This window comes from Sulfitobacter undariae (assembly GCF_014196805.1).
Taxonomy (GTDB): Bacteria; Pseudomonadota; Alphaproteobacteria; order Rhodobacterales; family Rhodobacteraceae; genus Sulfitobacter; species Sulfitobacter undariae.
Window position 1 is genome coordinate 525701 of the sequence record NZ_JACIEI010000001.1, and the last position, 24028, is coordinate 549728.

At 56.0% G+C, this 24028-nt stretch carries 16 protein-coding genes; 12 read left to right on the plus strand and 4 right to left on the minus strand.

The features are described from left to right. Window positions 1–13 precede the first annotated feature (13 nt). Window positions 14–919, plus strand: a complete 906-nt coding sequence (locus tag GGR95_RS02680) for a DMT family transporter (RefSeq protein WP_184562782.1) — start codon at window positions 14–16, stop codon at window positions 917–919. On the opposite strand, the gene GGR95_RS02685 is transcribed toward GGR95_RS02680, so the two are convergent. From GGR95_RS02685 to GGR95_RS02695, 3 genes are all read right to left on the minus strand, one after another. Further along, window positions 916–1623, minus strand: a complete 708-nt coding sequence (locus GGR95_RS02685; RefSeq protein WP_184562475.1) for an NUDIX hydrolase — start codon at window positions 1621–1623, stop codon at window positions 916–918. The two genes, GGR95_RS02680 and GGR95_RS02685, sit on opposite strands and share 4 nt — an antisense overlap. 25 nt (window positions 1624–1648) lie before the next feature. Beyond that, window positions 1649–2068, minus strand: a complete 420-nt coding sequence (locus GGR95_RS02690; RefSeq protein WP_184562477.1) for a DUF983 domain-containing protein — start codon at window positions 2066–2068, stop codon at window positions 1649–1651. Between the two features lie 318 nt (window positions 2069–2386). Beyond that, window positions 2387–3814, minus strand: a complete 1428-nt coding sequence (locus GGR95_RS02695) for a diguanylate cyclase (RefSeq protein ID WP_184562479.1) — start codon at window positions 3812–3814, stop codon at window positions 2387–2389. Window positions 3815–3910: 96 nt separating this feature from the next. On the opposite strand from GGR95_RS02695, the gene GGR95_RS02700 reads away from it, so the two are divergent. The 6 genes from GGR95_RS02700 (at window position 3911) to GGR95_RS02725 (ending at window position 8753) form a co-directional block, all read left to right on the plus strand. Further along, window positions 3911–4195: a DUF3572 domain-containing protein gene (locus GGR95_RS02700; protein ID WP_184562481.1), complete on the plus strand. Its 285-nt coding sequence runs from the start codon at window positions 3911–3913 to the stop codon at window positions 4193–4195. Next, window positions 4186–4908: an HAD family hydrolase gene (locus tag GGR95_RS02705; RefSeq protein WP_246423256.1), complete on the plus strand. Its 723-nt coding sequence runs from the start codon at window positions 4186–4188 to the stop codon at window positions 4906–4908. Before GGR95_RS02700 ends, GGR95_RS02705 begins: the two co-directional genes overlap by 10 nt. A 108-nt stretch (window positions 4909–5016) precedes the next feature. Continuing rightward, window positions 5017–5604: a heme NO-binding domain-containing protein gene (locus GGR95_RS02710; RefSeq protein ID WP_184562483.1), complete on the plus strand. Its 588-nt coding sequence runs from the start codon at window positions 5017–5019 to the stop codon at window positions 5602–5604. A gap of 41 nt (window positions 5605–5645) precedes the next feature. Next, complete coding sequence (locus tag GGR95_RS02715; protein ID WP_246423257.1) at window positions 5646–6614, plus strand: GGDEF domain-containing protein; 969 nt, start codon at window positions 5646–5648, stop codon at window positions 6612–6614. A 160-nt stretch (window positions 6615–6774) separates the two neighbouring features. Beyond that, a complete protein-coding gene (locus GGR95_RS02720; protein WP_184562487.1) occupies window positions 6775–7815 on the plus strand; it encodes a glycosyltransferase family 2 protein in 1041 nt (346 codons plus the stop codon). After that, window positions 7812–8753 (plus strand): glycosyltransferase family 2 protein, encoded by a 942-nt coding sequence (locus GGR95_RS02725; protein WP_184562489.1) that lies wholly within the window; start codon window positions 7812–7814, stop codon window positions 8751–8753. The genes GGR95_RS02720 and GGR95_RS02725 overlap by 4 nt, the downstream gene beginning before the upstream one ends. Here GGR95_RS02725 and GGR95_RS02730 read toward each other — a convergent pair whose 3' ends face one another. Continuing rightward, window positions 8754–9500: a WecB/TagA/CpsF family glycosyltransferase gene (locus GGR95_RS02730; RefSeq protein WP_184562491.1), complete on the minus strand. Its 747-nt coding sequence runs from the start codon at window positions 9498–9500 to the stop codon at window positions 8754–8756. Window positions 9501–9729: 229 nt separating this feature from the next. Here GGR95_RS02730 and GGR95_RS02735 point away from each other — a divergent pair, with 229 nt between their 5' ends. From GGR95_RS02735 to GGR95_RS02755, 5 genes are all read left to right on the plus strand, one after another. After that, window positions 9730–11187, plus strand: coding sequence for a hypothetical protein (locus GGR95_RS02735; protein ID WP_184562493.1), 1458 nt, complete (start codon window positions 9730–9732; stop codon window positions 11185–11187). 278 nt (window positions 11188–11465) lie between these two features. Then, window positions 11466–17870: a type I polyketide synthase gene (locus tag GGR95_RS02740; protein ID WP_184562495.1), complete on the plus strand. Its 6405-nt coding sequence runs from the start codon at window positions 11466–11468 to the stop codon at window positions 17868–17870. 4 nt (window positions 17871–17874) lie between these two features. Beyond that, a complete protein-coding gene (locus GGR95_RS02745) occupies window positions 17875–18849 on the plus strand; it encodes a glycosyltransferase family 2 protein (RefSeq protein WP_184562497.1) in 975 nt (324 codons plus the stop codon). Next, window positions 18846–23324, plus strand: coding sequence for a MupA/Atu3671 family FMN-dependent luciferase-like monooxygenase (locus GGR95_RS02750; protein WP_184562499.1), 4479 nt, complete (start codon window positions 18846–18848; stop codon window positions 23322–23324). Before GGR95_RS02745 ends, GGR95_RS02750 begins: the two co-directional genes overlap by 4 nt. Continuing rightward, complete coding sequence (locus GGR95_RS02755; RefSeq protein WP_343042033.1) at window positions 23321–24025, plus strand: 4'-phosphopantetheinyl transferase family protein; 705 nt, start codon at window positions 23321–23323, stop codon at window positions 24023–24025. The genes GGR95_RS02750 and GGR95_RS02755 overlap by 4 nt, the downstream gene beginning before the upstream one ends. The last annotated feature ends 3 nt before the right edge of the window (window positions 24026–24028 follow it).

Consider the following 24028-nt stretch of genomic DNA (forward strand, 5'->3'; position numbering starts at 1 on the left):
GAAGCGCATGAACATGCCTGAACTCTGGATCATCGTCACTTTCCTTGCCGCTGCCTTTCAGACGGTGCGCTTTATGCTGCAAAAGGTGCTGGCGGGATCAACGCTTAGCCCTGCGGGGGCGACATTTTCGCGGTTTATTTACTCAGCGCCTTTTATCGCGCTGCTGCTGGTCACTTATATGCAAGCGACCCAAGCCAGCTTGCCTGCGATGAACGCCCGTTTCTGGGGCTTTGGCCTGTTGGGCGGGACCACACAAATCCTTGCGACGGTCTGTGTCGTTGCCTTGTTCAAAGAACGTAATTTCGCCGTTGGCATTACATTCAAGAAGACCGAAGTCATCCAGACGGTTCTGGTTGGCGCAGTGTTGCTGGGTGAACTGGTCAGCTGGGGGGGCTTTGCGGCTATTGCATTGGGCTTGGTCGGGTTGCTGTTGCTTTCGGGGGGCAAAGAGGCACGAGGTTTTCACCTGTCGGATCTGCGCAACCGCGCGGCAGGTCTGGGCATTGCGTCGGGTATTTTGTTTGCGTTTTCAGCGGTCAGCTATCGTGGCGCATCCCTGACGCTGGCCACGGATGATCCCTTGTTGCGGGCAGGGGTGACGCTGATGGCGGTGGTGACGATGCAAACGCTGATCATGGCGGTTTGGTTGTATTTTCGCGAAAGCGGCGAAATGGCCCGCGTTTGGCAGGCGCGCCGCGTGGCGATCTGGATCGGGCTGACGTCCATGGGCGGATCGCTGTGTTGGTTCATTGCCTTTACGCTGCAAAACGCAGCTTATGTCAAAGCCTTGGGGCAGGTCGAGCTGATCCTAAGTGTCATCGCCTCGACGCTGTTCTTCAAAGAAAAGATCAGCGCCCGAGAGGCTGCGGGCATGGCCGTGCTTGTGGCGTCGATCCTGCTGTTGATCCTCGCGATTTAATCCCCGCCTGTATAGGTTGGCGTCTTGCCTTTCAGGCGCAAAAACAGGCTCTCTTCATCGTTGTTTTTAAAATAGGGCACCGATTCAGGCGCGTTGAGATCACGTGCGCGTGCTTCGACTTCGGCCAAGACAACTTCGGTGATGAAAGGCATGTCAAAGCTGCGTGCTTTTGTCAGGGGCACCCATTGCAGATGCGAAAGCTCGTCACAGGCGGCATCGAAATTATCGGGGTCGCTGGCGATGTCATCCACATCCACCAAAAAGAACCGCGCGTCAAAGCGGCGGGGGCGGCCCGGAGGGGTCAGAGCGCGGAACACAAATTGCAAAGGCTCTGCGTGGGGCAGGTGTCCTGTGGCTGCAAAGGTTTCCCAATCAGGGGGGACATCGCCCTGCCATTCGCCTTTTTGGCCAAGGATCAAACCGGTTTCTTCCCACAACTCGCGCACGGCGGCGACGGGGATGGCGTGCGCCAGCGCGGGATCAATATCTTCGCCGATACGCGCCGCGCATTGGGGCGTAAGGGCAGATGCAAGGGGGATATCGGCATCACCAATATCCACTGCGCCACCGGGGAAGACAAATTTATTCGGCATGAATGCCGCTTTTGCGCCGCGCTGCCCCATCAAAATGGAAGGGGTTGTCATGCGGTCGCGGATCACAATAACCGTGGCTGCGTTGCGGATCGCCGTTTTATCAATCGTCATAAGGCCTCATGCTTTCAGGGGCCGGTTATGTGCTGCGTGCAAAGCCGCCCATTCCTTTGGCCCATTGGAAGCCGATCATTGCTCCCTTCAATCTAGGGAGAAGGTAAAGCGACAATCCTACCGTGCCAACTGCAAAGATCGTGAACAGTGTAATTGGTTCGGGCCGGAATTGTACAAACACGATGTGCAGCAGGGGGGCCATCAGGTGACCCACAACCAGAATCGTCAAATATGCAGGCCCATCATCAGCGCGGTGGTGGTGAAACTCCTGTTCGCAAACTGTGCAGTGGTCATTCACCTTTAGATAGCCATGCAACAATGGGCCTGCCCCACAATTGGGGCAACACCGCCGCCATCCACGTAGCATGGCAAGCTTGCGTGACCGTTCTTCGTGATTGTTAGAACTATTCGTAGCGGCGCTTGTTAGGCTGGCTGTGTCCGACATCTGGGTATCCTGCAACGTGGTGTGACCCTTAGCATGGCCAAAGTTAGGATGAAGTAAAAGGTGGCGATTTGTCTCATTTCGAAATTATGCGTAGTTCTTCAGCGGAATTTCATACGACCTGCGTGTTGAAATCATCGGCAGATAGCGCATGGCCTGAAGCACAGAGAAAACAGAGGGTAGCATGAGGTTTAAAGGTATTTTTACCGTTTTGGCCACCATTGTGGATGCGGTTGATATACAGAAGAAGGACCAACGACGCTCTCTTCTAAGCATAAAAGGTCATGGGTGCGCGGCGATATTTGACATTTATCGAGGCCGTTAGACCAAATGGTGTGGTTCTTGCAGGTTGAGATTGACGCGGTTCCTGCCCTGAACTTTGGCAGCGTATAGTGCATTATCCGCGCGGGTGAGCAGGGATTCGACTGTTTCCAACTCCCGCGCCTCGGGACGGACCGACTGTCCTGCCATGGCGAGGCCAACACTGATGGTGATGTTTATCGGGTCTTGTGAACCGGGTATTTGGAAGGGCGCGTTGCTGATCGCATCGCATACGCGATGCGCGACAATGCGTGCGGTAGAGGTATCAGTTGCTGGCATTGCAATCACAAACTCCTCTCCGCCGATGCGGGCGAGGACATCAGTGCTCCGCAGAACTCTCTCAAGGCGCCGTGCGGTTTCCACTAGGACAGCATCCCCTGATGTGTGACCAAACAGATCGTTGACCTGCTTGAAATGGTCCATATCCGCTAAAATCAGGGCTAATGGGGCGCTGCTTGTGGCACTCCGTTCTATTTCTTGCGCGATGAAGGGCATCGCATGGCGACGGTTGTAAAGACCTGTCAACGGATCGTGCAGGACCTCGCGCAGGCCAGAGCGCACATTCTGCATTACCTTGGCTAACTGCTGTTTGCGACGTAACAAAAACTCTAGCCGCAGGGCAAGTTCGGGCGCGTCAAAGCCAGCGGACATCACATCATCTGCCCCCATATCCAAGGCTTCTGCTGCGTAAAGTGGGTCCGGCGTTTTTTGGATGATGATCAAGGCGATGTCACGGGTGCTGGGGCTGGCCCTCAGTGCAGAAATGAGACGTAGGCAACTGGCAGCGCTTGCTTTTGTCTGGGGGAGTTCCAGAACAACTGCGTCTGGGACCGTGGCATTTGGACCGCGGACATGAACCTGCGCCAAGGTATGTGTTAATTGAGTGACGGTGTATTGTGCACGCCAATGCGGCAGCAATTCGCGCAACCACCTTTGAAGCGGCGCTGTGTCTGCGCCAACAAGACATACCTTACCTGGTCTAACAAATTTGGCAGGCGCTTCAGCGAGGCCTAAAGCACAATTGGGGGCGTCGGGAGTGTCCCAATCCGATAATTCGTTATGGGCACGAATTGTATTACGTACACGGCTTAGTAAAAATGTCTCGTTGATCGGCTTGTTCATCACGTCAAAGGCACCCGAGCGCAGTGTTTCAAGGCGGATCTGCTGATCAGGGCTGGAAGCAATGGTCAGTACCGGCAAGCTGGATGTTTGCGGCGTGCTGCGTAGCCTTTTGCACAGTTGGGCAGCGGTCCCGTCAGGGAGGTTGACGGCGCTGATAATCAGGTCCGGCATTCCGTTTTGGATCGTTTGCAAAGCTTCGGCGATGCTGCTGGCCATAATGACTTGATAGAATGCTGCTATCAGTTTGACTTTTAACACAATTCTGTTGGTCGATATGCCATCAATGATGAGGATTTTTCCCTGCATTTTAGATCCTTACCTACCAATCATGAAGTTGTGCTGTTGTTTTCCGTCGAATTCATTAACAAAGCGTTGAGATTTTCAGTCAAATGGAGCCGTCGGATGACCCTTGCGCGGAATGCAGCCGAGACGATTTCTCTGCAAGCCTTTGGGTGGCTTGTGGGGAACGAGGAATTGCTACCCATCTTTCTAGGCGCAACAGGCGCTTCGGAAGAAGACATGCGAAAAGCTGCGCATGATCCCGAGTTTTTGGGCTCTGTGCTGGAGTTTATTATGATGGACGATGCATGGGTGATTGCGTGCTGTGATGCGAATGGTTTGGCCTACGAGAGGCTCGCAGAAGCGCGAATGAGTTTGCCGGGTGGAGGAGACATACATTGGACCTGATTAACGGCACTGTAACGGTCAAAGGCATATGCTTTGATAAAGATGGCACCTTGTTTGATTTTGCAGCGACTTGGGAGGCTTGGGCCAAGGCGCTTTTACTGCGTCTTACAGAAGGCGACCCTGCGCGGGCGCATATGCTTGGTGCATTGATTGGATTTGATCTCACGGCGTGTAAATTCGCGCAGGACAGTCTGGTAATCGCGGGGACCGCGGGGGAGGTGGCAGATGTATTGGCACCGCATGTTTCGAGACTTTCACGCGATGCGCTATTAAATATGATAAATGACGAAGCGGCACATGCTCCGCAACAACCGGCTGTACCGCTCAGGCCGCTTCTTGAAGGTTTCAGGTCGCAAGGTCTGGCGCTGGGTGTGGCGACCAATGACAGCGAGGGGCCTGCACTGTCCCACTTATCGGCGGCTGGGGTGGTGGATTTATTCGATTTTATCGCGGGCTATGACAGTGGGTACGGGGGCAAACCTGCACCGGGTCAGCTATTGGCATTTGCACAGGCCGTGAACCTGCATCCCTCAGAGATTGTGATGGTGGGGGACAGTACCCATGATCTACACGCTGGTCGTGCGGCGGGCATGCGTACTATCGGAGTACTCACAGGTCCGGCTGGCACCGAAGAGCTGGCTCCTTTTGCAGATGTCGTTTTGCGTGATATTGGCGAAATCCCTGCATGGCTGGGTGTCCAGAAGGCATCTTGAAGCTAAACCTGCCACTACTGTTGCAACCGCTAGGAGGTTTTTCCGGTTGTTAGCCTCATATTAATGCGCGTGCTGCATTAAATAGCTCAGCAGTAAAAAGAGGCAGTTATGCACGGGCTCATCAACCACAGTTTTCAACGATATATGTGTGATTACTTTGGCAATTTGGCGTGGCTAGAGGTGGCCGCGCAGGTGGGCTTGTCACCTCCTGTGTTTGAACCGATGTTAACATATGATGATGCCATAACGCCTGCGGTGTTGGATGCAATGGCGCTGTCTTTGCGTCGGTCACGTGTAGAGGTGATGGAAGATATTGGCACATATCTGGTCTCTCACCCGAATACCGAATCCGTGCGTCGTCTGCTGCGGTTTGGGGGCGTTAACTTTGAGGATTTTCTGTATTCTCTGGATGACCTTCCTGATCGCGCGCGTATGGCCGTGGCAGAGCTTCACCTTCCTGCGATTGAGCTGCACGGCCATGCCTGCGGCTCCTATAGCTTGATTTGCTACAGTTCGATTGCAGGCTTCGGCCACCTGATGATGGGCGTATTACGTGTGATGTCGGATGATTATGGCGTTTTGGCACTGCTTGAGCATGAGAGCGGTGCAGATGGCAAACAGATCGTGCACATCCAATTGATCCAGAGTGATTTCGCGCAGGGGCGTTCCTTTGACCTAGCAGCGGAGGTGACATGAGAATGCCGATCCAGTGTGACGTGATGGATGTGTTGTGCCCGATGCATCTGACGCTGGATGCACAGGGGAGGATTGCCCATGTCGGCCCAACAACGAAAAAGCTGCGGCCGGACATGCCATTGGTTGGTCAGTTATTTTTAGATGTTTTTCAGGTAAAGCGGCCACGTGAAATTTCTAATCTGAAACGGCTTCGGGAAGTGTGTAATACAAAATTGCATTTAGAAATGAAGGGGAAGCCACCGGCGCGGTTGAAGGGAGTGCTGGTCTCATGCGGGGATGGAACCTCGATCGTGAACCTTTCTTTTGGCATTTCGATCATGGAGGGCGTGCGGGATTACACATTAACGAATACGGATTTTGCGGTGACCGATCTTGCTATTGAAATGCTGTATCTCGTCGAGGCGAAAACAGCGGCAATGGAAGCGTCCCGCAAGCTCAATCTACGCCTACAAGGGGCAAAGCAAATGGCCGAAGAGGCGGCTCGCACAGATATGCTCACTGGCTTACGCAACCGTCGGGCGCTGGATCAGCTCATTGAGCAGCTATTGGGCGCACATATTGGTTTTGGGGTGATGCATATAGATTTGGATCACTTTAAAACGGTAAACGATACACTGGGTCATGCGGCGGGTGACTATGTTTTAAAGGTCGCCGCGGCCGCCATGGTTGAAGAGACACGCGCGACTGACACTGTTGCACGTGTGGGGGGCGATGAATTCACAGTGATCTTGCCTGAAGTCGCAGATATTGACGTTTTAGCACAAGTCGGTCGTCGCATCATTGATAGGATCAAGATGCCGGTCCAATTTAATGGCAGTGTTTGCCAAATATCAGCAAGTATAGGAACGGTTTGGATACAAGGCAGCGATGGCCTTACACGTGAGACGGTGATGGAGAATGCGGATATCGCGCTTTATGCTTCAAAGTCGAAAGGGCGATCACGCCAGACATTCTATAGTCATGAAATGCGTGGCGAAAATAGCCATGGGTCCCCATTTGAGCAAAGATAAGGACACATAGCTCCGAACCGTCCAGCATTTCCTGTGTTGGTAAGGCTTTTTTATCTTATTGTGTGAGGCAGCGATACGTAAATGTATGGGCGTATTAGAACGGGCACCATGTTCGTGACCAACTGTAGACCGTAGAGATATGTTGGCGTAAGACAATGTTATGAGAGAACGCCAGTCCATATTTCGCCGTATTCGAAACCGGCTTTCGCAGGCCGCCAGACGCCGCTGTTTTGATCGTGCCGTCGAACATGTGCACGGCGAAGGGTTTATTGTGCCGCAAGATGCTGTTTTGGCAATTGTTTTGGTGCGTGACGGTGCCTATTATCTTGATGAGTTTTTCGACTATTATCGCAAGCTAGGTATCAGGCATTTTGCCTTTATCGATAATGGATCGACTGACGACACCATCGCGCGCATTCGCACGCAAGAAGGCTGTGTAATTGATCGTGCTGTATTGCCATTGGCCAAATATGAAGATCTGATGCGCAGATATCCTGCACAGACCTATGGGCAAAACCGCTGGTGCCTATATGTCGATATGGACGAGCAGTTTGATTTTGAGGGACGCGAAACAGGCGGGCTACCTGCCTTGATCCGCTATCTGGAGGCGCGTGGGGATACCGCGCTCATGGCGCAAATGCTAGAGATGTTTCCGCATGCGCCATTGGCGGCCGTAAAGGATTTTACGTTCGGGCAAGCGTTGGATGCGTTTTCATATTATGATATCAGTTTGGTAGATTGCTTCGATTACCACTCTGATAAAATCGGCTTTAGCGCATTGCTGCGCGATAATGTGGTGCGCTCGGAAGACTTGAAATTCAAGTTTGGCGGCGTGCGTGGTAAGGTTTTCGGTGAGGCTTGTTGTCTGACAAAACACCCGTTGATTTTCAATGGGCCGATGGTGGTGCCGGCCCCGCATCCGCATTTGTCGCAAAATGTGGTGGTTTCTGATTTCACAGCGTTAATCAGGCATTATAAATTTGCAGGTAATGTAGCCGCACGTGACGCTGCAAGTGCCAGCAGTGGTGACTTGGCACATGGAGAGGATCAAGCGCGTTTGAACGTGTTAGGGGCGGCAGCAGATTTGTCGCTTTATTCGGAAGATGCGATGGGGTGGGGCGGAATTGACCCGTTGTTTGAAGATGGGTTCTTAGTTGCATCTGATGACTACCGCGCGTTTTTGGCGGCGAGCGCGGAATGAGCATCGCAGCAATTGTTATTGGACGGAACGAAGGCGCACGGCTGATTGCTTGCCTGGATGCGCTGGAGGGAATGACGCGGCTGGTCTACGTGGATAGCGGATCAACCGACGGTTCGATCGCAGCGGCACAGGCGAGAGGGGCCCAAGTGGTAAGCCTTGATATGTCTCTCCCGTTTACCGCAGCGCGCGCGCGTAATGCGGGGCTGGCGGCTTTGCCGGAGGGCACAAAGCTAGTGCAGCTGTTAGATGGCGATTGCGTCGTTCAACCTGACTGGTTGGCACAGGCGCAGGATTTCTTGGCATCGCATCCTGATGTGGCCGTGGTTTGTGGAAGGCGTCGGGAAATGTATCCTGAGGCGTCTGTTTACAACGGCCTTATTGATGGGGAATGGGATACCCCCATTGGAGAGGCAAAATCCTGCGGTGGAGATGCGTTAATGCGGGTTGATGCGGTGCAGCCAGTTGGCGGCTACCGCGAGGATCTGATCGCCGGCGAGGAACCAGAACTATGCGTACGTTTGCGGCAGGCAGGTTGGCGTATCTGGCGTTTGGACGCGGAAATGACGGCCCATGATGCGCAGATCATGCGATTAGGGCAATGGTGGCGGCGGAGTAAACGGGCAGGGCATGCCTTTGCTGAAGGGGCTGCGCTGCATGGTGCCGCGCCCGAACGGCACTGGGTTTCTGAAACACGCCGTGCTCTGATCTGGGGCTTGGCCTTGCCGCTATTGATCGCAGTGCTTGCGCTTGTCGCTGGGCCTCTGGGGGTGTTGGCTGGCTTGATCTATCCGCTGCAAGTCATGCGGTTGGCGCGGCGCGGGGGGCTGGCTTGGGCGTTCTTTAGTGTCTTGGGTAAGTTTGCCGAAGCACGTGGTGTGCTGGAGTACTATTGGCGACGCCTTACAGGCGGAAAAAAACGCCTTATTGAATATAAATAATTACCGTTGGCGCCACGCGTCAAGGATGAGCCGTGGCAAGATCGCAAAGCACTTAGCATAGCGTGGAATCATCCGACGGGGGCTTTGCATTGCTCGCCAGAACCACTCCAATGCCAGCATGCGCATTATCTTGGGCGCACGCACTTGATGACCAGAGAGAAAGTCAAGCCCCGCACCAATAGAGGCAAACCCGACTTGGGGTGAACGAGTACGTGCAAATGCGGCGAATAATTCTTGTTTAGGCGCGCCGAGGGCAATGAAGCATAGCTGCGCACCAGAGTTGTTAAGCAGGTCACATATCTTGTTGGCTTCATCGCCTGTGGGATCAAAGCCGTAGGCGGGGGCATGTGTAAGAGCGATATTGATCTGGGGAACGCGGGCTTCGAGAGCCGCTTTTGCACCAGCAAGTGCCTCATCAGAGCTGCCCATCAACGCAATCGGCATCTGCATTTCAGCAGCCAGTTCAGTCAGCGGGATCACCAGATCCGAACCTGGCATTAACTCCACAGGCTGTTTTGCCAATTGTGAAAGCCAGACAACAGGACGCCCGTCCGCCACAACCAAATCTTGCGCCTGATAAGCGGCGACAAAGGTGGGATCGACGGGAAGTTTGGTGAGATGATCAAGATTCAGCGTGGCCAGCGCGAATCCCTCGCCATCCGAGAATTTTTTTCGAATGCTGCGAAACAATGCGGCGCGGTCAGGGACATTAACTTCAACGACATAACGACCTTGCCCGAATTTCATTGCGCACCTGTGCAGGGTTGCCACAATAGAAGGGATGCATTCAAAGGAGGTGTGGGCAAATTAATGTTCCATTACAATCTGTTAGTTTAATATTGCTTTGCGAAAGTAACGCCAGCCCCCTAAACTAGCCAGATGACACGAGCCTGCCTAGTGTGTATTTGCAGGCCTTAATGGCGCATGACTGCAATACCGTGCGCCCCTGTACCGCAAAGTCGCACGAAGGAGCACAATGCCAAACGCAATCGCATATCTTATGTTGCTGGTATGGCCTGCGGTTTGTCTTGTGCTATTTCGCACCCAGACAGTTGAGCGGGCTATCGTTTGGTCAATCCTTGGGGGCTATTTGCTGTTACCTCCGCTGGCAGAATTTAACCTGCCTTTGGTGCCTGCAATGGACAAGGTCTCAATCCCGAACATTAGCGTATTGGCGATCCTTGTTTTCAGTGCCGCTTACCAAGTGCGTTTGTTACCCGAGAATCGCGTAGCGCGTGTTCTGGTCGTTTTGTTGGTGTTTGGCGCAATTCCTACTGTTCTAACCAACCCAGAACCGATCCTATTCGAAGTATTGCGCGGTGCGGACCCTATTTTGTTTCTGGTGGATGCGCTGCCAGGGCAATCAGTGCGTGACATTGGATCGGTGTTGATAGGGCAGGCGTTGACGGTTGTTCCCTTCCTTGTGGCGCGGCAGTTTTTGAACACAGAAGACGGCCTGCGGGCAATTCTGACGGGTTTGATGGGGGCGGCGATATTTTATTCAATTCCCTCGTTTATAGAAATCAGATTTTCGCCGCAAATGAACGTCTGGGTATATGGGTTTTTCCAACATAGTTTTGAACAGACCATGCGTGCGGGGGGCTATCGGCCCATCGTGTTCATGCCTCACGGGCTTTGGCTGGCTTTGTTTGTCTGTACGGCGGTCATGTCTGCTGCAGCGCTCGCACGCGAAACCCCAAGGCTAGGGCGCTGGAAAGCCATCTTGTGGACGCTGTATCTGATGCTCTTTTTGTTTGCATGTAAAAGCGCGGCATCAATTGCGTATGGCATGTTATTGGTGCCGATGATCTATTTTGCACCGCGTCGCTGGCTGATTATGATTTCTATGGTTTTCGCTTTGATTGCTGTGACCTATCCGATGCTACGCAATGTTGGGGCAATCCCGACGCAAGCCATTGTCGCCAAGATCGCTGAATATAATCCGGCGCGTGCGCAATCGCTTGAATACCGTTTTGATAATGAAACCCAGTTGTTGGAGCGGGCCGATGAAAAAGCGGCATTCGGTTGGAGCGGTTGGGGCAGGAGCCTTGTACGTGACCCCGAAGACGGAGAGATTTTGACCATTCCTGATGGCCGCTGGATCATTGTATTTGGCAGTTTTGGCTGGCTTGGGTACATTGCGGAGTTCGGGTTGCTGGCTTTACCGCTGCTGCTGCTGGGACGCTATGCGCTGCGCAACCGTAATGCAGAGATTTCGCCATATATAGGTGCTGTTGCGTTGATTTTGGGAACCACATTGATGGATATGCTGCTGAACGCAACATTAACGCCGTTTACGTGGCTCACGGCGGGCGCAATCTTGGGCTATGTTGAGCGACTGGACCCATGGCGTAAAAAAGAGCCACGTTATGCGCTGCAAAACAAGCCCGTGATGGGAGCTGGACGCAAGGATATTTCGAGTAAACTACTCTAGTTGTCTCTTTTGACTTTACTGCCCTAATTCTGCCAAAATTACCTGAGCATTGCTTTGATTGTTGCAGCTTGGGCTTCAATGGCCTTTTTTTGAGGTGATTGAATGTGCTAGAGCCTTTATCAGAGTGGCATAAAGCCTCCTTTTCGTCACGAAATAAACACTTTCAGCACGTATTAAGCCCCTTGGGTACTTTGTTAGCCCTTAAAATATGGTCCGTTTTTTAAGAAGATTGCTTGGGGACGGTTCCCCGTCATAAGCGGCCCAAAAGGTGAGATTTTATGACTAAGCACAGCCAGAACAACACGTCGGCGGATATGGATATCGCTATTGTCGGTATGGCCGTGAACGTGCCTGGTGCTCAGACTGTGGGCGCTTATTGGGAAAATTTGCGCGATGGTGTGTCCTCGATCCGCAGGCTGAGCGAGGAAGAGCTGTTGGCCGCAGGCGAAACGGCTGAAAATATCGCACGCCGGAATTACGTACGCGCCGCTGCTGATCTAAAAGGGTTTGAGACATTCGATGCCGAGTTTTTCGGTTTCTCGCCCAAAGACGCCGCCATCCTTGACCCGCAGCACCGCAAGTTTCTTGAGGTCGCATGGGAAGCGATGGAGCAGGCAGGCCATGTGCCCGAAACCGTGAACGGCCCAATTGGCGTTTATGCGGGCTGCGGCATGGGCAGCTATTTCTATTTCAACATCTGTTCTAACCCCGATCTGGTAGATGATGTGGGGATGTTTTTGCTGCGCCATACGGGCAATGACAAAGACTTCCTATCGACCCGCGTCAGCCATGTGTTTGATCTGAAAGGGCCGTCGATCAACTTGCAAACTGCTTGCTCTACGTCGCTGGTGGCAATCCACTATGCCGCTGCTGCCTTGCGTGCAGGTGAGGTAGACATGGCCTTGGCAGGTGGTGTGACAATCGAGCTGCCTCAGGGCCGTGGCTATGTGTTTAAGGAAAACGAAATCTTATCGCCTGATGGTGAGTGTCACGCGTTTGACCACCGTGCACAGGGAACTGTGTTTGGTTCGGGGGCAGGCTGTGTCGCGCTGAAACGCTTGTCGGATGCGCAGGCGGACGGAGATCATATTTGGGCCGTTATCAAAGGGTCGGCCATCAACAATGACGGGGCGGCCAAAGCGGGCTATCTGGCCCCCTCAGTGGACGGGCAGGCGGCTGCGATCGGTCTGGCGCTGGACGCCTCTGGCGTGCCTGCGGATCAGATTGAACTGATCGAATGTCACGGTACGGGTACATATTTGGGTGACCCGATTGAAATCGCCGCTTTGACCGAAGCCTACCGCGAACACACTGACAAAGTGGATTATGCGCGCATCGGTTCTGTGAAAACCAACATCGGCCATCTGGATACGGCTGCAGGTGTGGCAGGCTTGGTCAAGGCCACACTGGCGTTGCACCATGGTGCGATGCCGCCTTCTTTGGGCTATGAGGCCCCCAATCCGGCCATTGGTTTTGAGGGCAGCCCGTTTTCGGTCAACGCCGCTCTTACCCCTTGGCCCCGCCGTGCGACACCGCGTTATGCAGCGATTAACGCGTTGGGCGTTGGTGGCACAAATGCCCATGCTATTTTGTCCGACGCGCCCCAGCGTGCGCCCTCGGAAGAGAGCGATTTCCCGTTTCATGTGCTGTGCATTTCTGGCCGCTCCAAAGCCGCCTTGGATGCAAATACCGCCGCGCTTTGTGCGCATCTGCGTGCAAATCCGGAACAAGATTTGGCCGATGTTGCCCATACCCTTAAAAACGGGCGGCGCGGGTTTGAACGCCGCCGTGTGGTTGTGGCAGAAACCGCTGTTGAGGCCGCTGATTTGCTGGATGCAGGCGATACCCGCCGTGTCTTTACCCATGAACGCCTTGGTGATGCACCCGAAGTTGTCTTCATGTTCCCGGGTGGCGGGGCGCAATACCCTGATATGGCACGTGATCTCTATGAGACAGAGCCCGCTTTTGCCGAAGCCATGGACCGTGGTTTGGACCACCTCGCCCCGCAGCTAGACTATGACATCCGCGCCCTGTGGTTGCCTGATGCAGATGCCGCTGCCGCCGCAGAGACGTTGAAAAAGCCGTCTGTGCAACTGCCGCTGATTGCTATCGTCGAATATGCGCTTGCGCAGCTTTGGATCAGTTGGGGCGTGAAGCCTGCGGCACTGGTCGGGCACTCTATGGGCGAAAACGTTGCCGCCTGCCTTGCGGGCGTGATGAGCTTTGAGAACCTGATTGATCTGGTGCTGCTGCGCGGACGTCTGTTTGATACCGTGCCTGCGGGCGGGATGCTCAGCGTGCCGTTGTCGCTGGAGGCGGTGAAACCCTATTTGCAGGATGACCTTGATATTGCGTCGGTAAATGGCCCTGAGTTGACGGCCATTTCTGGCCCTGATGGGGCGCTCAAGGCCTTGGCCGAACGGCTTGCCCAAGACGAGGTTGAAAGCCAACGCATCGCCATCGACATCGCCGCCCATAGTCGCATGCTAGAGCCGATCTTGGCGGAGTATCGCGGTTTCCTTGCGGGGCTTGATCTTCGGGCGCCGACACTGCCCTTCATGTCCAACCGTACGGGCGTGGCGATTACGACGGCGCAAGCTACTGATCCCGATTACTGGGTCGGCCAGTTGCGCAATACGGTGAATTTTGCGGATTGTATTGAAACGCTTGCGGCAACCGAAGGACGTGTGTTTCTTGAGGTTGGGCCGGGTAAGGCGCTGTCTTCTCTGGCGCAGATGTGTGCTGATGTGAAACCTGCCCAAGTGCTCAGCTCCTTGCGCCACCCCGATCAGGCGATTGCGGATGACATGTATTTCATGGGCATCATCGGGCGGCTTTGGGCCTGCGGTGTAGAGGCAGACTGGGATCAAATTTGGGGTGAAGCACGGCGCAATCGCGTGGTGTTGCCGACCTATCAGTTCCAGCGTAGCCCGTATTTCATTGCTGCTGGTACGCAGGCGGCCACTGTTACCGCCCCCGCATTGGCAAGGCTGGATGATCTGGCCGATTGGGGCTCTGTTCCCAGTTGGCGTGCGCAATACGCGGATGTAGATGCAGATTTGAACGCAGCGCTTGCGGGTGCAGCGGATGAGGCGTGGCTGATTTTTGCAGATCAGGGCGGTGTTGCAGCCCCTGTAATTGATCGCTTGCGGGCCTCCGGCGCCGCTGTGTCAGTTGTCGAATCGTCAGACAGTTTTGCCGATCTGGGGCAGGGGCGTTACTCGCTTGCGCCTGAGCAAGGGCGCGAAGGCTATGATGCGCTGATGGCAGCCCTTACCGAGGCTGGCCAAACCCCCACGCGCATTGCGCATTTCTGGGGCGTGACCGATGCCGAAGACCACCGCCCGGGCAGCAGTTTTTATGACCGTATGCTAGAACAGGGGTTTTACAGCCTCCTGTGGCTTGGCCAGTCCTTGGCCGAGCGTGCTGATGCGCCTGAAACCCATGTGACGGTTTTCACTAATGGTGCTGCGCGTGTTGCATCCGAGGCATTGCTTTATCCCGAGAAGGCGATGATCAGCGGCCCCGCAGGTGTGATGCCCCACGAGATCGCAGCCCTGACAGTGGCCTCTGTTGACCTGAGTATGGCAAAACCCGCAGCGCCAAAGCGCCTGTTTGCACGCGCCACACCTGAGGCCGCGTCAGACATGACCGATGTTATTATGGAAGAACTTCTGGCGACCCCTGCTAACGCGGTCATCGCGTTGCGGGAGGGGCGGCGGTATCTGCGCGGCATCCGTTCGCAACGATTGGCACAGGCGCAAACGCCTGCGATTAAACGCGGCGGCACCTATCTGATCACTGGCGGTTTTGGCGGTATTGGCCAGACGATTGCAGCTGATCTTCTGTCTACCCATGATGCCCGTGCTGTGTTGCTCAGCCGTGCAGTGCTGCCTGCGCGTGAAGCGTGGCCACGTGTTTTGCAAACCACCCATGCAGGCGATGCCCTTGCCCGCCGTATCCGTGCGGTGCTGCGGCTTGAGGCGTTGGGTGGGACTGTTGAAGTTGCCACGGCTGACGTGATCAACGTGGCGCAGATGCGCAAAGTGATTGAGGGTTTACGCGCACGCGGACCAATTGATGGCGTGTTTCACGCTGCTGGCACGTTGGATGATGCGCCTTTGCTGGGTAAAACTCAGGCACAGGTGGATGCGGTGCTGGCACCCAAGGTCCAAGGACTGCGGGTACTGGACCAATTGCTGCCCGATGGCAGTGTTGATCTGATGGTGCTGTTTTCCTCGACCTCTACCGCAACACGTGCGGCGGGGCAGGTGGATTATGTGGCTGCCAATGATTACCTCAACGCCTTTGCTCAGGCGCGTGCGGGCGGCAAGACCCGCGTTGTCGCCGTGAATTGGGGCGTGTGGGCGGATGTGGGCATGGCGGCTGAAGCCGTCGGCGGTGCTCCAATTGAGACATTGCCGCCGCGTACATTGACCGTGCCGATGTTGGACAGCGTCGAAGTGCTGGAAGGGGAAAGCCGTTTTGCCGCCACATTGGATGCGGCCAGCGATTGGGTGCTGGATCAACACCGTATGGCAGATGGAACAGCGGTGATGCCCGGCACTGGTATGGTTGAGGGGCTGGCCCAAGCCGCGCAAGGGGCGGGCGTGGAGATGCCATTTTCCCTACGTGATCTGTATTTCTTGCGTGCCTTTGATGCGCCAGAAGGCCAGTCGCGCAAGATGCGGATCAGCCTGACCCCTGAGGCAGGCGGTTTCTCCGCTGCCTTGCGCAGTGATTGTCTGTTGGGTGATCGCGCAGGTTGGCAGATGCACGCTGAGGCGCATGTGGTCACCGCTCCCACTGCCGTTAAAGCAATCGATCTTGAGCAAATTTCATCGCGTCTGGGCGCGGTTGAGGAGGCAAACGGTGCGCATATGCCCACCCGCCAAGAAGCGCATTTACGCTTTGGCCCACAATGGCAGGTGCTTCGGGCACGTCAACTGGGCGAGGGCGAAGGTTTGGCACGTTTGCTGCTGGAAACACCGCTGGACGCGGGGCAGATACTGCACCCCGGTTTGATGGATTTGGCAACCGGCTGGGCGATTGATCTGGCAACGGGCTATGACGGTACGGACCTTTGGGTGCCGATGTCTTACGGTGAGATCAGCATTTATGCGCCGCTCCCGAGCGAGATCTACAGCTGGGTTCAACTGCGTGCCTCGGGTGCCGATGACGTGCGTTTTGATGTGACGCTGTGTGACTCCGAAGGCGTGGTACTGGTGCAGGTCCGTGACTTTGCCATGACGCGCCTCAAAGGGGGGTTTGCTGCGCAATCCGCCGCGCTGACAGCCTCAGAGGTCGCGTTTGACGATGAGGCACAGCCGCAAGAGCGCCAACAATCCGAAGCAGAGGAGCGTCTGGCGTATCTTGTGGCACAGGGGATCACTGCCGCTGAGGGGCCTCAGGCACTGGCGCGTGCATTGGCGTTGGATGTGCCGCAGGTCTATGTCTCGTCTTTGCCGCTCAAGGGGTTGATCGCACAGGCAGACACGCCGCCGCGTGAGATGCCAACAGGGCAGAGCTTTGAGCGGACTGATCTGGAAGGGTTTGTTGCGCCTGAAGGCCGTGTGCAGGTTGCGCTGGCAGGCATGTGGTCCACGCTGCTGGGGGTGTCGCCCGTAGGGGCGGATGATAGTTTCTTTGATCTGGGCGGACATTCCTTGATTGCGGTACGCCTGTTTGCTGCTGTGAAACGTGAGTTCGGGGTGGAATTCCCGATCTCGGTCCTGTTCGAAGCACCAACAATCGCGGATATCGCGGCGCGGATCACTGAGCAAACGGGGGAGGCTCCTCAGGGCGATGCGCCCGAAGCCGAAACCGCCAAGCCTCGTTTTGTCCATCTGGTTCCCCTAAACGGGGTGAAGCCCAGCAAAGCGGCCCCGCTGTTTGTGGTAGCGGGCATGTTCGGCAACGTGTTGAACCTGCGCCATTTGGCGATGCAATTTGCGGATGAACGCACGGTTTATGGTCTACAAGCACGTGGTCTGATCGGCGACAGCGCGCCCCATGACACGATTGAGCAGGCGGCAACTGATTACATTGCTGAGCTTCGTCAGGTGCAAGCCAAAGGGCCGTATCTGCTCTCGGGGTTCTCGGGGGGTGGGATCACCGCCTATGAGATGGCGCGTCAATTGCGTGCCGTAGGCGAAGATGTGGCCGTGCTGGCGCTATTGGATTCACCCCTGCCTGTGCGCCCCAGCCTGAGCAAGCCTGACAAAGCCTTGATTAAACTGGCCGAGCTAAAGGCAAAAGGGCCGGGTTATTTGTTGGAATGGGCGCAAAACCGCATCGCTTGGGAAAAGTCCAAACGCCAGACGCAAACGGACCAAACACAGGCGACACAGTTCAATAACACCAAGATCGAAGCGGCGTTCTTGGGAGCGGTTGCACAGTATCAAACGCCTCGGTGGGACGGCCCGATGACCCTGCTGCGGCCCGCATTGGACCTTGCCTATAAGGTCAGCGGTGGCAATTGGGTAAGCAGTGCGCGGGAATATGTTTTTGCGGACAACGAATGGACGCAATACGCACCGCATGTGCAAGTGATTGAAGTGCCGGGGGATCATGACAGCATGGTCCTGTCGCCCAACGTGGTTGTGATGGCCGCCGAGTTGCGCGAAATTATCAATGAAGCCTTGGCGGATGATGCGCCTCGCCAAGCCACGGCAGCGGAGTAACCCCATGTCTAGACCTGCTGTTTTATGTATATTGCTTAACTTTCGTACGGCTGAAATGACCCTGCGTGCGGCAGAGGCGGCTTTGGCCGATCTGCACGCCTTGGGCGGTGAATTGGTGATTGTCGATAACGCCTCTGGTGATGGTTCTTATGAGGTCATCTCACGCGAAGTTGCAGCGCGTGGTTGGGGAGAGGGCGGCTTGGTGCGGGTTGTGGCCTCGCCTGTGAATGGCGGCTTTGGCGCAGGCAATAACATCGGCCTGCGTATGGTGATGAGCGACGGTCAGGCGCCTGACTATTATTATATCCTGAACTCCGATGCTTTTCCCGATGCAGGGTGCACCGCCGCGCTGCTGACCCATCTTGAGGCACATCCGAAGGCGGGCATCGCTTGCTCTCATATTCGCGGGGAAGATAATCTGACCCACACCACGGCTTTCCGCTTTCCCACCATCGCGGGCGAATTTGTCGGCGCGGCGCGGTTGGGATTTATTGAGCGGATGCTGCCAGAAGCACCTGTGCCAATTCCCCAACCCGAAACCACCCAACAGGTGGATTGGAGTGCGGGGGCCAGCATGATGTTGCGCGCCGAGATGCTGAAAGAGATCGGGACATTCGACGAAGTGTTCTTTCTGTACTTTGAAGAAACCGATTTATGTTTGCGTGCTGCGCGGGCCGGCTGGTCTTGTTGGTATGTGCCAGACAGCCGTGTTGTGCACATCGGCTCTGTCTCGACGGGTATGAAGGTTAAACGCCGCATGCCGTCCTATTGGTACGATTCACGCCGTCACTATTTCATCAAAAACCACGGGCGAGCCTATGCTGTGGCTGCCCTTTTTGCCCATCTGGCCGGTGGCATTTTGCACCGTTTGCGTACCGCAATTGCAGGCCGAAAACCGCAAGACCCCAGCTGGTTCCTGCGGGATCTGCTTACCCATGCCACGACGCCTTATCGACAGTCCTCGGAGGACCGCACATGACCGCTTCCTTTAATCCCTCTGCTTTTTCCTGTGTCATTCTTGGCGATGAGTCGCTGACAATCGCCTGCGCGGATTTGATCGTTTCCGGCGGTCACCGCGTTGTGGCTGTGGTCTCCACTGACGCGGATGTGCGCGCGTGGGCTGACGGCCAAGGCGTGGCTGTTTATGCGCGGCCCTCCGATCTGGCCCGTGTGGATTTACCTGCCTTTGACTGGCTGTTGAGCATTGCAAACCTGCGCATCATCCCAGAACCGGTACTGGCCTTGCCTGCCAAGGGGGCCGTGAACTTTCACGATGGTCCATTGCCGCGCTACGCGGGTCTGAACACGCCTGCATGGGCGATCATCAACGGCGAAACGCAGCATGGCGTGAGCTGGCACATGATCGAAGGCGGCGTAGACGAAGGCGATCTGTTGGCGCAAGAGTTGATTGATATCGGGGGAGATGAGACCGCGTTCAGCCTCAATTCAAAATGCTATGCCGCAGGGGTGGAAAGCTTTGCCCGCGTGATGGCGCAACTGGAAAGCGGCACGCCCGAGCGGACGGCGCAAGACCTGAGCCAGCGCAGCTATTTTGCCCGTGACCAACGGCCCACGGTGATGGGCCTGATAGATTTTACCCAAACCACCACACAAATTATGGCGCTGCTGCGGGGGCTGGATTTCGGCGGGTATTGGAACCCGCTGGGACTGGCTAAAGTCGCGGCTGGCGGGGCTGTATTCACCGTTTCGGGCGCAACGCTTGCAACAGGTTCAGGTGAATGCGGCACTGTTCTGGAGGCTGCTGGTGATGCGCTGGTGGTGGCCACAACGGATGGTGCTGTGCGTTTGACGGGGCTTGCTAGCCCGACAGGTGACGCGGTGCCTGCAATCGGCACGGTTCTGGACGCGTCAGATGCAGCGTTGGGCGAGGCTCAAAAACGGGTGCTGGCGGATGAAGCCTATTGGCGTGGCCGTTTGGCGCGGATGGAAACATTGCCCCTGCCACTGACCAGTGGTGAAGCCAAAGGGGAGTGGACACAGCGCCACGTATCCTTGCCGCAAGGTACAGACCGTGAAGCCGCCGTGCAGGCCATTCTGGCCGCAGCTGTTTCAGGGGCAGGTGTTCCTGCCGGTGATATCGGCCATGCAGTAACGCCTGCTGATGTGCGGTTTGCCGCGCCGTGGGTGCCATTGAACAGCGATGAACCGCTGGCTGCGCAATTGGCGCGCATCGCCAATACAGCCGGTTTCGCCGCTGATCTGCCGCACCGCGATCCCGCGATCACAGCGCAGACACCTGCGACTATGTTGGCTGATGCGCCAGTTGCAGGCAGCGCACTGACATATGTAATCGCTGAGTGTCAGATCACGTTGCATGGGGATACGGGGCTGTTGTCCGACGTGGCAATGGATATCCTTGCAGCGCGTCTGGCACATTCTCTGGCGGGCGGCACTGGCTTGGCTGAATCAGAGCGTGCGCAGCTTTTGAATGGTTGGAATGCCACCAAAGTCGCTTACACGGCTGATCCAGTGCATGTTGATTTTGAAGCGCAGGTTGCGCGGACACCTGATGCAACCGCTCTGGTGTTTGAGGATCAAACCCTCAGCTATGCCGCGCTGAATGCGGCTGCAAACAGGCTGGCGCACCGTCTTGTGGCGCAAGGCGTGACCAAGGGAACGCCTGTGGGGCTCTCCACATCGCGGGGGCCAGATTTGCTCATCGGGGCGCTGGGTATCCTGAAGGCAGGCGGGGCTTATGTGCCGCTTGATCCCGCTTATCCTGCTGACCGGATTAAACATTACATCGCAGACAGTGGCGCGCCCGTGATCGTGACCCAATCGGCGTTGGCGGAGAGCCTGCCCAAAGGGGATGCGGCGCTCGTGGTGCTGGACATCGATACCCAATTGGCGGCGCAGCTTGATACCAATCCTGACGCGGGCGCGGATGGCAGCACGCTGGCGTATCTGATCTATACTTCTGGCTCCACAGGCACACCCAAAGGGGTCATGGTCAGCCACGGGAATGTGGCGAATTTCTTTGCGGGTATGGATGATCGGATCAGCCATAAAGACGGTGATGCATGGCTGGCTGTTACCAGCCTGTCGTTTGACATTTCCGTGCTAGAGCTGTTCTGGACGCTGTCACGTGGTTTCAAACTGGTGCTGGCAGGCGATGACAGTCGCACCGAATTGTCCAAAGGCCCGATTGCTGTGTCGGATGCCAAGATCGACTTTAGCCTGTATTATTGGGGCAATGACGGCGGTGTTGGCCCTGAAAAATACCGCCTGTTGCTGGAAGGCGCCAAATTTGCCGATACCCATGGGTTCAATGCGGTCTGGACGCCCGAACGGCATTTCCACGCCTTTGGCGGACCTTATCCGAACCCCTCGGTAACGGGGGCGGCAGTGGCTGCGGTCACGAATAACCTTGCTGTACGGGCGGGCTCTTGTGTCGCACCGCTGCACCATCCTGCGCGCATCGCCGAGGAATGGGCCGTGATCGACAACCTGACAAACGGGCGTGTGGGGCTTGCCATCGCGTCGGGCTGGCAGCCGGATGATTTTGTTTTGCGTCCTGAAAATACACCGCCAAACAACAAACCCGCAATGTTCACCACCATTGACCAATTGCGGGCTTTGTGGCGGGGCGATGCGGTGGAATTCCCCACCAAAGACGGCACGCCCTTTGCGGTGGTGACCCAACCGCGCCCCGTGTCAAAAGAGCTACCCGTTTGGGTGACCACGGCGGGCAATCCTGCAACGTGGAAAGAAGCAGGCGCAATCGGGGCTAACGTCTTGACGCATTTGCTGGGGCAATCGGTGGAAGAAGTCGGCGAGAAGATTAAACTCTATCATGCTGCTTTGCGTGAGGCAGGGCATGATCCGGCTGATTTCAAAGTCACATTGATGCTGCACACTTATCTGTCCGACAGCCGCGTCCATGCCGAAGACGTCGCACGCGAACCGATGAAAGAGTATCTGCGTTCGGCGGCGGGGCTGATCAAGCAATATGCATGGGCCTTCCCTGCGTTCAAACGTCCCGAAGGGGCAACCAACCCCTTTGAGGTCAACCTTGACGGGTTGGACGATGAGGAAATGGAAGCGATCCTTGAGTTCGCCTTTCAACGTTACTTCAACGATAGCGGTTTGTTCGGCACGGTTGACGATGCCGTAGCGCGTACCGAAGAATTGAAACGCATTGGCGTCAATGAAATCGCCTGTTTGATCGACTATGGCATCGATGTGGATGCGGTGATGGACAGCCTGATACCTTTGGCTGAGGTGCTATCACGTGCCAATGCAGGCGCAGCTCTGGCAGAGGATGATTTTTCGCTGGCGGCGCAGTTGATGCGGCACAAAGTCAGCCACATGCAATGTACACCGTCGATGGCGCAGATGATGGTGATGAACGACGAGACACGTTTTGCCTTGTCTGGTTTGCGCGAATTGATGGTAGGTGGCGAAGCCTTGCCAGGGGCGCTGGCAGCAGAGCTGATCCAAGCCTGCGGCGGGCGAGTGCAAAACATGTATGGGCCAACCGAAACAACGATCTGGTCTACAACCCAGATGGTCACGCAGCCCGAGACCACAGCAGCCATCGGCACGCCGATCGCGAATACCCAAACCTATGTCTTGGATGAGACGCTGACGCCGCGCCCTGTCGGGGTCGCGGGTGAGCTGTATATCGCTGGGGATGGGGTCACTTTAGGCTATCATGACCGCCCCGAGATGACAGCAGAGCGGTTTGTGGATAACCCGTTTGGCAGTGGCAAAATGTACCGCACAGGCGATCTGGCCATGTGGCGCTGCGATGGCAGTCTGGGCTTTATGGGACGTGCGGATGATCAGGTGAAAATCCGCGGTCACCGGATTGAGCTGGGCGAGATCGAGAGCGCCTTGGCCGCGCAGGCGGGTATCACGCAGGCGGTTGTGGTTGCCCGTGAAGCCAGAGGCGGCGCGCAACTGGTGGGTTATGTCACCGGATCAAACATCAACGAAGACGCGTTGCGCCGTGCGCTATCTGCGACCTTGCCCGATATTATGGTGCCAGCGCGGATTGTCGAAGTGGCGCGCATGCCGCTGACGCCAAACAAGAAAATTGATCGTAAAGCACTGCCTGCACCAACGGCCAAAGTTGCCCCATCAGCAGCGCTAGACGCCCCCGTGCAAGGCGGCACACAGGCCGCGATTGCACAGGTCTGGACGGCGATCCTTGGCGTGGCAAATATCAGGCCCTCTGATAACTTCTTTAGCTTGGGGGGGCATTCTTTGTTGGCCGTTCAGGCGCACCGCGACATCAAAGCGGCATTGGGGGTAGATAAATTGGGCATCACCGACATCTTCCGTTTTCCAACACTTGAGGGGCTGGCGGCGCATCTGGATAAGGGCAAGGTAGCTGTTGCAGAAGTACCTGCCGAAGCGGCCCCAGCCAAAGCTGAAACCATTTCCAAACGTCGGGCCATGCGGGCAGGGCGGGCCAAGGCTGACTCGTGAACATCGATCCTGCGCTGGTGACCGCGCTGACGCAGTCGGTCCTCCCTTTGGGATTGGCTGTTGCGGCGCGTGATCCGCGACAGATGCCTGTTGCGGCTGATCCCGAAGAAGCGGTCAACCTGAAGGGGGCTGTACCAAAACGTCTGGCGGAGTTTCACGCGGGCCGTGCTGCTGCGCGGGCGGCGATGGTATCGCTCTCGTTGCCGCCACGGCCTGTTCCTATCGGAGCAGACCGCGCGCCGATCTGGCCCGAAGGATTAACGGGGAGCATTTCGCACACATCTTCGGCCTGTGTGGCCGCCGTGGGACCGCGCAGCACATGGGCGGGCATTGGCGTCGATCTGGAGGATGCAACCCCGCTGGACCCTCTGTTGGTCGCCGAAGTCTGCACCAAAGCCGAGCAAATCTGGCTTGGTACGCAACCTGCCGCAGAGCGGGGCGTGATGGCGAAACTGATTTTTTCCGCAAAAGAAGCAGCTTATAAGGCGCAATATCCGCTAACTGGTGCGCTTTTCGGGTTTGAGGTGCTAGAGCTTACAATTGATCGGAATACCAGCCGTTTCAGCGCTTGTTTCCAGTCTACGCAGGGACCATTTGTAAAAGGGGCGGTTCTTGCCGGTTCTTACGCGCATGCGGCGGGGTTGCTTGTCACCGGAGTGGTTGTAAGGCAATCTGCCATGGCGGATTTGGTTAACGGTTAAAAG